The sequence below is a fragment of the Sinosporangium siamense genome, from assembly GCF_016863435.1.
GTDB classification, from domain to species: Bacteria; Actinomycetota; Actinomycetes; order Streptosporangiales; family Streptosporangiaceae; genus Sinosporangium; species Sinosporangium siamense.
In genome coordinates this window covers 472,601-484,939 of sequence record NZ_BOOW01000006.1, presented here as the reverse complement: position 1 = coordinate 484,939, position 12,339 = coordinate 472,601, and the positions used below count along the sequence as shown (strand labels likewise).

At 66.6% G+C, this 12,339-nt stretch carries 11 protein-coding genes; 6 read left to right on the top strand and 5 right to left on the bottom strand.

Features of this window, described 5'->3' with window-relative positions; genetic code table 11:
* Positions 1 to 9: 9 nt before the first annotated feature.
* Positions 10 to 1,146 carry a hypothetical protein gene (locus Ssi02_RS04125; RefSeq protein ID WP_204021133.1) on the top strand — a complete coding sequence of 379 codons (1,137 nt, stop codon included), beginning with the start codon at positions 10 to 12 and terminating at the stop codon, positions 1,144 to 1,146.
* Between the two features lie 417 nt (positions 1,147 to 1,563).
* Here Ssi02_RS04125 and Ssi02_RS04120 read toward each other — a convergent pair whose 3' ends face one another.
* On the bottom strand, positions 1,564 to 2,469 hold the full coding sequence (locus tag Ssi02_RS04120) for an NADP-dependent oxidoreductase (protein ID WP_204021132.1): 906 nt from the start codon (positions 2,467 to 2,469) through the stop codon (positions 1,564 to 1,566).
* 67 nt (positions 2,470 to 2,536) lie between these two features.
* Positions 2,537 to 3,004 carry a GntR family transcriptional regulator gene (locus tag Ssi02_RS04115; RefSeq protein ID WP_204021131.1) on the bottom strand — a complete coding sequence of 156 codons (468 nt, stop codon included), beginning with the start codon at positions 3,002 to 3,004 and terminating at the stop codon, positions 2,537 to 2,539.
* Positions 3,005 to 3,290: 286 nt separating this feature from the next.
* Between Ssi02_RS04115 and Ssi02_RS04110 the strand changes: the two genes are divergently transcribed.
* The 3 genes from Ssi02_RS04110 (at position 3,291) to Ssi02_RS04100 (ending at position 6,230) form a co-directional block, all read left to right on the top strand.
* Positions 3,291 to 3,806, top strand: coding sequence for a GNAT family N-acetyltransferase (locus Ssi02_RS04110; RefSeq protein WP_204021130.1), 516 nt, complete (start codon positions 3,291 to 3,293; stop codon positions 3,804 to 3,806).
* A gap of 311 nt (positions 3,807 to 4,117) precedes the next feature.
* Entirely contained in the window at positions 4,118 to 4,675 is a 558-nt protein-coding gene (locus Ssi02_RS04105; RefSeq protein ID WP_204021127.1) for a helix-turn-helix domain-containing protein, read from the top strand.
* Positions 4,676 to 4,808: 133 nt separating this feature from the next.
* Complete coding sequence (locus Ssi02_RS04100; RefSeq protein WP_204021125.1) at positions 4,809 to 6,230, top strand: alpha/beta hydrolase; 1,422 nt, start codon at positions 4,809 to 4,811, stop codon at positions 6,228 to 6,230.
* Here Ssi02_RS04100 and Ssi02_RS04095 read toward each other — a convergent pair.
* Positions 6,227 to 6,508: a hypothetical protein gene (locus Ssi02_RS04095; protein WP_204021123.1), complete on the bottom strand. Its 282-nt coding sequence runs from the start codon at positions 6,506 to 6,508 to the stop codon at positions 6,227 to 6,229. The genes Ssi02_RS04100 and Ssi02_RS04095 overlap by 4 nt on opposite strands.
* Before the next feature lie 100 nt (positions 6,509 to 6,608).
* Complete coding sequence (locus Ssi02_RS04090) at positions 6,609 to 7,277, bottom strand: FadR/GntR family transcriptional regulator (protein WP_204021122.1); 669 nt, start codon at positions 7,275 to 7,277, stop codon at positions 6,609 to 6,611.
* 247 nt (positions 7,278 to 7,524) lie between these two features.
* Between Ssi02_RS04090 and Ssi02_RS04085 the strand changes: the two genes are divergently transcribed.
* Positions 7,525 to 9,201, top strand: a complete 1,677-nt coding sequence (locus Ssi02_RS04085; protein WP_204021455.1) for a 2-isopropylmalate synthase — start codon at positions 7,525 to 7,527, stop codon at positions 9,199 to 9,201.
* A 438-nt stretch (positions 9,202 to 9,639) separates the two neighbouring features.
* Positions 9,640 to 11,109, top strand: a complete 1,470-nt coding sequence (locus Ssi02_RS04080) for an MFS transporter (protein WP_204021119.1) — start codon at positions 9,640 to 9,642, stop codon at positions 11,107 to 11,109.
* Positions 11,110 to 11,244: 135 nt separating this feature from the next.
* On the opposite strand, the gene Ssi02_RS04075 is transcribed toward Ssi02_RS04080, so the two are convergent.
* Positions 11,245 to 12,120, bottom strand: coding sequence for an SAM-dependent methyltransferase (locus tag Ssi02_RS04075; protein WP_204021117.1), 876 nt, complete (start codon positions 12,118 to 12,120; stop codon positions 11,245 to 11,247).
* Positions 12,121 to 12,339: the final 219 nt, after the last annotated feature.

Sequence of the window (12,339 nt, the reverse complement as noted above, 5' to 3'; positions counted from 1 at the left end):
GCGCCGCGCATGGACACCCGAACCGCACCGCAGCGCCTCGCCGACCTGGCCGCGCGCCGCTTCCCGCTGATCGCGCGGTCCCAGGTCATCTCCCGGCCGCTCTCCACCCGAATCAGTCAGATCGAATCCCGGGCCGGGCAAGCTCGACAGAACGGTCCCGACGGCGTGCTCCGCGCTGCCGAAGCCCTCAATCTGGCCGCTCTTCTGATCAGTGACCTCGGCATCCCGCAGCTCGCCCGCGACTTGTGCTGGCGGCAGTTCGATTTGTTCCGCGCGGCCGGACCGCTGCCCTCAGCCGTCGCGCAACTCGCTCTCCAGCCGATCATCAACATCGCTCGCCTCCGAACTCGCGCAGGCGCCGGTAGCGCTGCCTTCCAGCTACTCCACGACCTGTTCGCCGCAGTTACCAGCCAGACGACCGACGAACTCGACGGAAGGACCGTTGACCTCTCCGGCTTCACTCTCAGCCACGACGACCACCACGAGATCCGCACCTGGCTGTGGGGGGTGCTCCTTGTTGACGGGATGCGTGCGCTCGCTCGTGCCGGCGACTGGGAGAGGGCTCTCGACCACGCCGAGCAGCTGCGCGCCGTCGGCCGAAACCTAGGCGACGGCCGTCAGATCGCAGTGCTCGCCCATACCTTCGCCGGAAGGTATGCCGACGCCCACCTGCTTCTCACCCAGAGCGAATTTGCCGACCTCTGGGAAGAGACGGTCGCAAACTGTCTGCTCGTCCTGCGCCTGCGAATGGCCGGGGAGAACGCGGAGGGTGTGGTCCGTCAAATGGTCAGCGATTTCCTCTCCCTCGATCATGAGCTGCCGCTGGTAGCCGTGACCAGCAGGCTCGGTCTTACGGTGCTGGACCTTTCCAACGAGGAGGGGCTCAGCCTTGACATGCAGCCGGTACTTGAGCGCTTATCGGCCATGGCCACCGCTCCGGGCGGCGGCTACGCGGCCCGGGATCTCCTCAAGCACCCTTCCTCAGCGAATCTTTCCCAGGTACAGCTACTGGAGCTCGCTCGGGCGGTGGAACTGGGAGGCTTGGGCAGAGGAGAACTTCCCGGGGACCTCAGGGCCAGGTTCTCGGTCGCCGTCGAAACGAGCGAGAGCCGACTCAGCGAACTACCACCTCCGTCATCGCGGTAGCAGATATGCTGACGTTGTACTCGCGAAGGTCGCTGTCGAGCCGCTTCAGCGGTGCGGGTCGCCCACACGCTTTCGGGCTGGCTTTTCTCAGCCTCCGGTTCCTCGGCCGGGGCTGTGCCGCCCTCCGTCTGGGAGACCGGTGTAGCGCTTGTAGCGGGTTCTGGAACGAGGCCGGGCAGGAACATCCTCCACGCCTACAGGAAGTCCCCGCTCATACCCCCTCACCACCCACCTCCCCCAGTAGTCGACACCCCTCAGGCTCTTGGAGCTGATCTGGAACGGCGCTAGCCGAAGACCTGAGATCCGGGCGGTCAGCTTCCATCTGTCCTTGGTTGCTCGCCGTTACTCGCGGGGGGTCGGTGAGGTGCCCTCAGCCTTCCGGGCTGTGGGCCAGGGGTAGGGTTTCGGCGCAGAGCGCTAAAACACCAACGCGATCTTTCCGGTGAGCCCGCGGGTCTCAAAGCGTGCAAAGGCCTTGTGCACCTCGGCGATCGGGAAGCTCGAATCCAGGCGTAGCCGTAGGCCGCCTGTTTCGACTAGCTTCACCAGGTCGGCCAGGTCCGCTGCGTTCTCCTTGACCTGGTGCAGTGTCGTGGTGACACCACGGTGGCTCAGGTTCGGGGGGTCGCCGTGCTCGCTGGCGATCGTGGCGTACCGGCCGCCGTCGCGGACCGCTTCGCCGACCGGGGCCCCGCATGTGTCGAGCACGGCGTCGTAGTGTCGCCGCTCGAGCTCCGCGACGTCCGTCACGGCCCTTTGAGCGCCCAGGTCGGCCACGATCTCCAGCTGTGCCGAACGGGACACCAGCGCGTCGACCGTGATCCCCCACGCCCGCGCCAGTTGTACGGCGAGCCCGCCCACGGCTCCCGCGGCTCCGGTGACCAGGAGCCGTTGACCGCTGGAGACGCCGAGCCAGCCGAGGGTCTGGGCGGCGGTGAGGCCGGGCAGCGGCAGGGTGGCCGCCTCGACCAAGCTCGTGTTCGTCGGTGCGGCCGCCAGGGTGCGGGCGGGCAGGGCAACCAGGTCGGCCCATGTCCCGCGTCCGGCCGCGAGCTGGGCCGACATCGCGATCACACGCTCGCCGACGCTGAGGCCACTGTCACCGGGACTGACGACCACGCCCGCCAGATCCCAGCCGAGGGTCATCGGCAGGGCGGGCCCACCGCCGCGTATCGTGCCGCTGCGGGTCTTGACATCCACCGGATTGAGGCTGCTGGCCACGACCCGGACGAGGACCTCGCCCGGACCCGGTTCCGGCGAGGGTAGCTCGCGGACCGCCACTACCTCCGGCCCGCCGAACCTGTCTATGTGAAGTGCGCGCAAAACATCTCTCCTTGCTGAATGTGGCGGCGTGAGACCTGGGCGCCGGCACTCGCAGGCGCGCCTTCGCTCAGTCGCCGGTGCTGTTGACCGCCTCAAGCAGAACGCGGGTCGTACGGGTGATGTGGGCCCGCAGCCTCGCCGCTCCCGTGTCGGCGTCGCGGGCGAGGGCCGCCTCCATCAACCGGCGGTGTTCGCCGGCGATGTCCCGCTCCCGGTCCTGGCCGATCGGGCGCGACCAGCGGCGGTAGAGTTCCGCACTGTCGCGGAGCGAGAGGGCGAGATCACACAACCGGGGGCTGCCGCAGCCGTCGAACGGGGTCACGTGGAAGTGCGAGTGCGCCTTCGCCCACTCCTCGCTGAAGAGCTCGGGGTCACTGTCCACCGTCATGGGCGTGTTCTCCAGCGTGTGGTGTGCCGCGATGACACGGCTCTCCCAGGCCAGGTCACCGCGCTCAATGGAGTAGCGGAAGGCCATGCATTCGATGTCGCACCGCAAGGCGGTGAGGTCGTCGAGGTCTTCCGGCGAGAGTGGCACTACCCGGAAACCCTGTCTCGGTCGAACATCCTGACACTGTCCCAGATCTCGACCTTCTGGATCAATGCCGCCAACGGCGCGATCATCCTCGGCGCGCTGCTCATCCAGCGGGCGACCGGGGAGACAAGCAAAGAACCCTGAGTCCCGGCCGCTTGATCAACCCCTGGTTGAAGGCACAATGGGATCGTCGGCTGGCGGGCCCAAGGTGGCCGGCCGCGGCGGCGCGCGCACTCCCCCCAGGCCGAAGTCACCTCCGGCCAGAGCGCCGCCCAGATGGAGTCGTGATATGCCGGTCACCCGCCTCGCCACGGTCGATGACGCCCCCGCCGTGACCTCCCTGCTGCGTGCGAACCGCGAAGCGTTCGCGCCGTGGGAGCCGCTGCGCGATGAGGACTGGTTCAGTTTGGAGAGGCAACGCGCCGTCTTGGAGGGAGCGCTCACAGCACATGCCCAGGGCACCACGGTGCCGCTGGTGATCCTCGACGGCGACAAGGTCGCCGGCAGGCTCAACCTCAACGGAATCACCCGGGGGGCGCTGCAATCCGCGGCGATCGGCTATTGGGTCGGCGTGGCACACCAGGGCCGGGGACTAGCCACGGCTGCCGTGGCGGACACGATCGCCCTCGCCTTCGGCGAGCTTGACCTGCATCGCCTCCAGGCCGAGACCCTGTTGCACAACACGGCCTCGCAACAGGTGTTGCTGCACAACGGATTCCGGCCGTACGGCATCGCACCGTCTTACCTGAGAATCGCCGGGTCGTGGCAGGACCACATCCTGTTTCACCTGCTCGCCAAGGACTGAGGGCGGAGGGGTCATGAGCTTCCGAGCACTCGGCCGCAGCGGATTACGCGTCAGCGAGATCTCGTACGACGGGCGTTCGGCCGATCGTGCTCAGGAATCGATCACGCAAAACCTTTTCCTGCCGGCGTCGTACGTGAGCTGGGGCGATGGGGTGATTCATCACCCTGGCGGCCCGGGGGTAGGTGAGCTGGACCGCGGAGGTGGGCGCCCCGGTGGGTCCCTTGCCCAGTGGTGCGACGGGGTGTCAGTGGCCAGGTGCGATGATGCTCGGGTCGTATCCCCAGGAGTGGGAACCAGCAGGAAGTGGACCGATGGACAAGGCATCCCTAATCCTTCACCCCGTACGCGCACGTATCGCCCTGGCGTTGACCCGAGGGCGGCACACGGCCGGTGACCTGCGGAAGGAGATGCCGGACGTCGCGGTGACCACGCTCTATCGGCACTTGCGGCGGCTGGTGGAGGGCGGTGTGCTTCAGGTGGTGGAGGAGACCCAGGTGCGGGGCACGGTGGAGCGCACCTATGAGCTTGACAGGGACCTCGCGCAGGTCGAGCGGCATGAGGGAGCCGCGCTCGCCCCGGAGGAGCACCATGCGGTTTTCACCGCCTACACGGCGCACCTGACCGGCGAGTTGGAGCGCTACCTGGATTCTGTGCGGATGGGGAACGCCGATCCGTTCGCGGACGCACTGAGGTACGTGCAGCTGAGCTGCTGGCTTGATGCCGAGGAGACGGAGGACTTCCACCGCCGGTTGGACGAGCTGCTCGCGCTCGTGAGCTCGCGGCAGCCGGCGCCCGGGCGGCGCAGGATCACCTTTGCCGTGGCGGTGGTGCCTGCCCCCGGGGTCGAGCCGGAGGACGCGCACTCCTGAGCTCGCTCTCCTTCCCCCTCCCTCTGCCGCGGATTTTATTTCCACTTCTGGCAATGTTACCGTTTCCGGCAACAAGACGGGCATGCCTCCCCAAACCGGCCAGGCATGCCCGCGATCGAAGTGGAGCAGTCTCATGCGCAAGAAGTCCCTGACCGTGGCAGCCGGGGCTGTGGTCCTGCTGGGAGTGGGGCTGACTCCCGCCCAGGCGGCAGTCGCAGGCGGACCGTCCGAGTTGTCGTGGTCGGCCTGCGCCAGCGAGAAGCTCTCCGGGCTGCAGTGCTCGACCTTGGCCGTCCCAGTTGACCGGAACGATCCAAACGGCGAGAAGATCCAGCTGCGTCTGGGCCGCTACCCGGCCGTGAACAAGAGCAAGGGGACCATCCTGGTGATCCCCGGTGGACCGGGCGCGGGCCTGGAGGTCATGCACACCCTGGCAGGCTTGATGCGCGTCAATGACCTGCGCAAGGAGCACGATGTCGTCACGTTCGACCCACGCGGGGTCGGAGCGAGCGCGGCGGTGGCCTGCTCGCTTCCCGACCCTCCCCCCACGACGGGCGTCGCCTCCCGCGCGGAGTTCGACCGGCTCGTGGCCTCACATGAGGCATTCATCAACAGTTGCGAGAAGGCGACCGGCAAACGCCTGTCACACCTGTCGGCACAGGACACCGCCGAGGACATCGAAGACATCCGTAAGGCGCTGGGCGAGGGCGGTCTCCTCGCCTACTCCGGTTCCTACGGCACCAACTACGCCGGCGCCTACCTGGAGAAGTACGGCGAGAACGTGAAGGCCCTCATCATGGACGCGGTCGTCGACCACAGCGTCCGCCTCTCCACCTTCGCCGTCCGCAACGCCAGAGGCGTCGAGAGCAGTTTCCGGCAGTTCACCCGATGGTGCGCCAAGGACATCACCTGCGCGCTCAACGGCCAGAACGTGACGAAGATCGTCGATGACCTCATCGCCCGTAAGACCCTCCCCGCACCGGGCGTATCCGGCCCCGTCACAGGCATGGATGTCAGGATGACGCTGGGAGACCTGTTCTCCGTCGGCGCCGAGCCCAACATGGGCTGGCCGTACCTCGCCAAGTCCTTGCGCCAGGCCAAGGACGGCGACGCCTCGGCCTTCGCACCCCACCCCTCCACGGGTCGCGGCCTCTTCCGGGGAGTTCTCTGCGCCGACTTCGGTCCTCAGAACGACTACAGGGAGCACGCGGCCGCAGCCGCCCGACTCGCCAAGGACGCTCCGCGGTTCGGTCCCGCCAAGTATTGGAGCATCGTCGCCGAGTGCGTGGGCTGGCGTAAGCCCGCCACCAACCCCCCGCACACCCTGAAAGCGGGCAACCACCCGAACGTGCTGGTCACCTCCAACACCCACGACCCGGCCACGCCGCTCAGCAACGCCCTCGCCGTGCACAAGCAGATCCCCAAGAGCAAGCTCCTGGTCGCCAAGGCCGACGGCCATCAGGCGATCATCTTCTCCAAGGGGGCCTTCGAGGTCATGACCCGCTTCCTCGACAACTCGACCTCGGTCCGCAAGTACACCTACGTGCGCGACTAGTTCGCCGGGCGACCGGGCCGCACACCGACGTGCGGCCCGGCGCGGAGTACGGCGCAGCCGACGAACCGCATGCGCAGGCGCTCTTCAGGAAGTACTTCAAGGCCGCAGCCCTCGCTGCCGGCCTGACGTACCTGGAATCCGATGCTCGAACGCACGGAGATCGTCTGTGTCGTCACCGTCTGCCGCGATGGCCCCGACCGCGACCATCTGCCCCCCCGGATCAGGGCGCCGTAGAAGCCGAGGATCACGCTCTTGCCTGCGCCGTTGGTGCCGGGCAAGGCCCAGTGTCCCCCACGTGCACGGTGAACTCGATGCCGTCGAGGGTCCGGGGGTTCCCTCGCCGGAAGGTCAGCTCGCGGCGACGGAGAGCCGGTTCGTTCACGTGAGGTTTTCTTTCAGGGCCGTCAGGTGGGTGCGGCTGTGGCGGGCGGCCAGGTCGCTGTCCCTGGCGGCGATGGCTTCGACGAGGAGTGCGTGGGCGCGGTGGTCGGTGGGCTCGTCCAGGGGTGGACGCAGGCGCAGCATGTCGATCATGGCCGGCCTCAGGCGGGGGACGAATCCATCGAACAGTTCGGTGAGTACCTCGTTGTGTGCGGCCGTGACGATCTGCCGGTGAAAGGCCATGTCGGCGTCGACGTGTGCCTCGACGCCCGCCTCCGGGGTGCCACGGGTGGCGAGGGCGCGGCGCATGAGGCGGAGTTGGGCGGGGGTCCGGCGTTCGGCGGCGAGGGCGGCCGCTTCCGTCTCGATCGCGATGCGCGCCTCGATGACGGTGACGATGTCGGCGCGCCGCAGTACGACATCCCAGTCCTCCGGCGCGTCCAGCGCGGTGACGAACACGCCTGCCCCCTGCCGTGACTGCAGGACTCCGCGGCCGGCCAGCTGTCTGATGGCCTCCCGGACCGTGGACCTGCCCACGCCGAGCTGCGGGGCGAGTGTCGTCTCCCCCGGCAGCCTCTCGCCGAGTGCCCACTCTCCGCCGCGAATGCGACCAAGCAGCAGCTCGGCCGCCTGATCCGCCAGCGGCTCCCTGCGCACCTGTGCCATCTGTCGTCGACTCCTCAACTTGTCTGAGGTGTTGTGATAAAGTCTAATCCATGATCTCGTACGGACTCCTCCTTCTTCGCCGCCACGGCGGGGCCTGACACAGACCGGCTCCCCTCCGTGGAGCCGAACGTGCGCCGGTCGACCTCACCCCGACCGAAGAAGGAAGAACCCCGTCGTGACCCTCTCCACTCCCGCGGGACCGATCCCGGACAACGCCCCGGCATGGAACCGGCAGCGTTACTCGCAGATGCCTTACCACCGTTACCGCGACATCCACTCGCGCGTCGACCTGCCCCTCGCCGAAACCGAGCGCATGTGGCCGAGCGCGCGGCTCACCGCCGCGCCTCTGTGGGTGCCGGTCGACCTGCGCGACGGCAACCAGGCGCTCGCCGAGCCGATGGAGCCCGAGCGCAAGCGCCGCTTCTTCGAACTGATGGTGGCCATGGGCTACAAGGAGATCGAGGTCGGCTATCCGGCGGCGTCGCAGACCGACTACGACTTCGTACGGCGAATCGCCGACTCCGACCTGGCGCCTCCGGATGTCACCGTGGTCGTCTTCACCCCGGCCCGGCGCGATCTGATCGAACGCACCGTCGCCTCCGTGCAGGGCATCCGCAACCCCGTCGTCATCCATATGTATACGGCGACCGCACCGACCTGGCGGGACACCGTACTCGGACATGATCGCGCCGGCCTGCTGAAGCTCATCCTCGCCGGAGGGCGCGACATCCTGGAGCTGGCGGGGCCGATGCCGAACGTGCGTTTCGAGTTCTCCCCCGAGGTGTTCAACCTCACCGAACCCGACTACGCCCTTGAGGTCTGCGATGCGATGACCGCACTGTGGGAGGCGAGCCCCGACCGGCCCGTGATCCTCAACCTGCCCGCCACCGTCGAGGTCGCCACCCCCAACGTGTACGCCGACCAGATCGAGTACATGCATCGCAATCTCGCCCGGCGCGACAGCGTGATCCTCTCCGTCCACCCGCACAACGACCGCGGCACCGGAGTCGCCTGCGCCGAACTCGCGGTCCTGGCCGGCGCTCAGCGGGTCGAGGGCTGCCTGTTCGGCAACGGCGAGCGCACCGGCAACGTCGACCTCGTCACACTTGCCCTCAACCTCCACGTGCAGGGCATCGACCCGATGATCGACTTCTCCGACATCGATGAGATCCGCCGCACGGTTGAGCACTGCAACCGCATCGAGGTGCACCCACGGCATCCGTACGCCGGAGACCTGGTCCACACCGCCTACAGCGGCACCCACCAGGACGCGATCAGGAAGGGATTCGCCGAGCACCGGGCCCGCGCGAGCGCAGCCGACGTGAACGAGCGCGACTTGAGCTGGCGGGTGCCGTACCTGCCGATCGACCCCGCCGACCTCGGGCGCGGCTACGAGGCGGTCATCCGGGTCAACTCGCAGTCCGGCAAGGGTGGCATCGCCTACCTGCTGGAGAGCGAGTACGGCATCGCGCTCCCCCGCCGGCTCCAGATCGACTTCGCCCGCCAGGTGCAACGCCACACGGACGCCAATGGGGGCGAGGTCACGGCGGCCGATCTGTGGCGCATCTTCGCTGCCTGCTATATGCCGCCGCTGCCTGAATCCCGGGTGATGGTGCACGCTTGTGAGACTTTGGGGCAGGAGACCAGGGTCACGGTCCGGATCGACGGCATGCTCCACACCGGCGTCCGGGCCGGCGTCGACCCGGTGGAGGCGTTGACCGCCATGCTGGGCGAGCATGGGATCGAGGTAGACATCGTGTCGCTCACGCGTATGCCGGCCGGGCCCTTGGGGACGCTGGCTCTGGTGGAGCACCGTACCAGCGCTGGAACCCGCTGGTCGGCGGGCTGCGACCGGTCCGCGCTCACGGCCACGCTGGACGCGGTGGCCCGTGCTTGTTCAGTTGGTGAGGGCGAATCTCTTTAGCCGCTGTGTTCCGCCCCTGGTTGTCGATCCCCGACGCTGTCCGAGATCGACAACCGGGGGCGGCTCGCGAACACGATCCGAGTGCGATCAGTGTTGTCTTTTCATGTGGTGTCACTGCCCGCAGAGTGCTCCAGCGGGAACGTCTGGCATACGCGTGGTTTGCTGCTTGTAATCAGCTTTCTCCCACTATTAGAAGTTTCCAGGACATAGCTGGAGATTTCGTAGATTGCGAGATAGGCTCGGCAATTAGTTTCATCCGGCACTGTATGCGAAAATCTCTGAGCACCTAAGGGTTGCTCCGACAGCGGGGCAACCACGAGCCCTTATCTAAACGGGACAGACGGTGCTCAACCTCACCATAGTCCAAACCATGGCTCATGCTCCGCTCATCGCCAACCCCATGGAGCCCTCCCTCCAGTCTCGCATCCGGAGTCCATGATGAATGCTGTCGGCCGTGTTTCGTCGGGCTCCCTCCTGACGGCTCTCATTTTCGCCATCACATCTTTCCAGTTCGCCCTCAGTATGACCATTCCCGCTTTACCCGCCGTCATCGACGGCTTAGGTGGGGACGCCGGCGCGATCGGCCTCGCCCAGGCGCTGTTCGCGATGGCGGGCGCTCTCGCGACGGTCTTCCTACCGTTATCCGATCGGTTCGGCCGTCGCAACTACCTGGTCGGCGCGCTGGTCATGGGCGCGCTTGGCGCGCTGTTATGTGCGCTGGCCGTCGAGCCCGGCCTGTTCGCCGTCGGCCGCTTCCTGCAAGGGGTTGGAGTGGTGGCCATCCCGTTGTCGAATATTCTCACTCACCAATACCTGCCTCCCGCGCGTTTCGGCCGGGCCCTCGGCCTGCTTAGCATGGTCAATCTAGGTGTCAGCGGGGCCGATGCCCTCTTGGCCGGGTGGCTCGCCGACACCTACGGTCACCGGGTCGTCTTCTGGATCATGCTGATCGGCCAGGTCGTGGCCGTGGTCACCGTCGCCCGTCTGCTACCTGCGGACATGCCCGATCCCGCCCGTCGCCCGGACTGGACAGGCATGATCATCCTTGCTTTCGGCATCGTGTCGTTGCTGACCGGGATTTCCAACGTCGGCACCTGGGGCTGGGACTCGCCCTGGACGCTCGGCACGCTGGTCGGCGGGCTGGCCCTGCTCGCTGTCTTTGTCGCGATTGAAAAACGCGTCACTCGGCCGTTGATCCAGGTAAGTCACCTGCGCTCGCGCCGTACCTGGCCGCTGCTGCTTGTGCCCATTTTCGCGATGGGCGGGTTGTTCGGGCTGACGATCTTCGTGTTGCCGCTGTACGGACAGGACTCGACCGTCGGCCTTGGCTTGTCCGCGCTGGAATTCGCCGCGTTGGTCAGCGTTCCCTCCTCGGTTTTGAATTGCATTTTCGCGCCGATCGCCGGCGGCATCGCCCTGAGAGTCGGTTGGCGGCGCCTGCTGCTGGTCGGCCTGGTAGGGATGACCGTCTGCATGGCCGTGCTGGCCGTTTTCCTACCGGTGCTGTGGGTTGTAATCATCTGTTCGGCAGGAGCGAGTGCGTTGTTCTTTGGACTTTCCGGGACCGCCGCCAACGGCCTGGCCGTCCTGCTGTCGCCAAAGGAGAGTTCCTCGTTCCTGCCGGCGATGATGTCGTGTGCGTTCTCCATCGGCGCCGCGTTGGGGATCTCCCTCGCCGTCTCGGTGTTGAGCGGCCTGGGCGGTGGGACTCAGCCCGCATTCACCGGCACTGTCGGGGTGCTGGCAGGAATGTCGGTGCTGGCCTTGCTGGCGGGCACTCTGGTTCCCGATCCCGGATCACGCGAAACAGATCCCGGATCACGTGAAACAGGCCCCGGATCACGCGAAACAGATCTCGGTATAGAACAGAGTGAACCCCTGGGCAAGGATGCTCCGCATCACAGCTGATCTGGAATCGCGTCGGACATCAGCCCCCAGGGAAGAGATCCTGGGGGAGGTGTTCCCCTAGGTGTTCGACGCCGGGGCGAAGGCACGGGAGGGAAAGCCCGCGCGCGTCCCCCCTACCCGAATCAGGAGATCGGGTCAGTGCTTACCAAAGCGGCCGACCGCTCCGGCGATCGCGCACGGAGTGGAGTGAAGCGGCTGGTGCTCCGGACGCCAGTGCACCACTGGAACCAGGCCGGGGTCGAGAAGCTCGACTCCGGCCATGATACGAAGCAGTTCGTGGTGGGGTCGTAAGGTCAGCGCCATCGGGGCCGAACGCGGCGGGGCATCGGGACAACCGATGTCCACCTGTTCGGAATGAGAGTGCGAGGTGGTCGCGTGGCTGAAGATCAGCCAACTTCCACTGGGCAAGGCGTCCCGGAGTGCATGCATGATCGCCTCGGGATCGGCGGCGGGAATCCAGTCGAACACGTGGGTGACGACCAGCGCCACAGGCCGGGACCAATCCAGGAATTCGGTGACACCGGGATCGCGCAGGAGTGCGTGGGGCCGGCGTAGGTCTCCAGGAACCACCCGGACATTGTCGTTGATGGCCAGCAATGCCCGGGCGTGGACAACCACAGTCAGGTCATTGTCCGAATAGACCACTTTTGTCGATGGATTTATCCGTTGTGCCACCTCGTGCACTGGATTCGCATATGGCAGGCCGACACCGATGTCCAAGAACTGGTCCACGCCGAGGTGGGACAGTACGGCTACGGCACGTGCCAGGAAGTGGCGGTTTTCCAGGCCGCCGAGAACGATGTCCGGCAGGCGCCGCTGCAAAAGCAGCGCTGCGTGGCGATCGGCGGCGAAGTTGTCTTTGCCTCTCAGCAGCGCGTCATAAACCCGCGCCATGTTCGGGTACAAGGTGCTGATGCCTGCCGTACGCCCGTCCGGCCATGCGTCACCGCTTCGCGGGGTGTGTGGAGAGGAGGCGCAGGGCAAGGATGCGGCATTTGCCAGGAAGGTCACTATCTCCCCCTCACACGTGTGAGTTGTCGCATTCCAAGTGCGGAGTCTGCGCACAGGGCCGGCAGCGCCGACCGGCGGTCCGTCATCTCATGCAGATGCCTCCGCAAGGGGCGCTGCATTGGCATTTCACACCTTTCTGGGTGGTTTTAGTGGCGACCAGCAATAGCCAGATGAGATGGCGAACTCTCGTCGTCGATGACGATGGCACTCAATCCCATG

Bases quoted from the DNA above. Each gene is read 5' to 3' on its own strand.
- Ssi02_RS04125 (WP_204021133.1), top strand. From the start codon at position 10: ATGGACACCCGAACCGCACCGCAGCGCCTCGCCGACCTGGCCGCGCGC.
- Ssi02_RS04110 (WP_204021130.1), top strand. From the start codon at position 3,291: ATGCCGGTCACCCGCCTCGCCACGGTCGATGACGCCCCCGCCGTGACC.
- Ssi02_RS04105 (WP_204021127.1), top strand. From the start codon at position 4,118: ATGGACAAGGCATCCCTAATCCTTCACCCCGTACGCGCACGTATCGCC.
- Ssi02_RS04100 (WP_204021125.1), top strand. From the start codon at position 4,809: ATGCGCAAGAAGTCCCTGACCGTGGCAGCCGGGGCTGTGGTCCTGCTG.
- Ssi02_RS04090 (WP_204021122.1), bottom strand. From the start codon at position 7,277: ATGGCACAGGTGCGCAGGGAGCCGCTGGCGGATCAGGCGGCCGAGCTG.
- Ssi02_RS04085 (WP_204021455.1), top strand. From the start codon at position 7,525: ATGCCTTACCACCGTTACCGCGACATCCACTCGCGCGTCGACCTGCCC.
- Ssi02_RS04080 (WP_204021119.1), top strand. From the start codon at position 9,640: ATGAATGCTGTCGGCCGTGTTTCGTCGGGCTCCCTCCTGACGGCTCTC.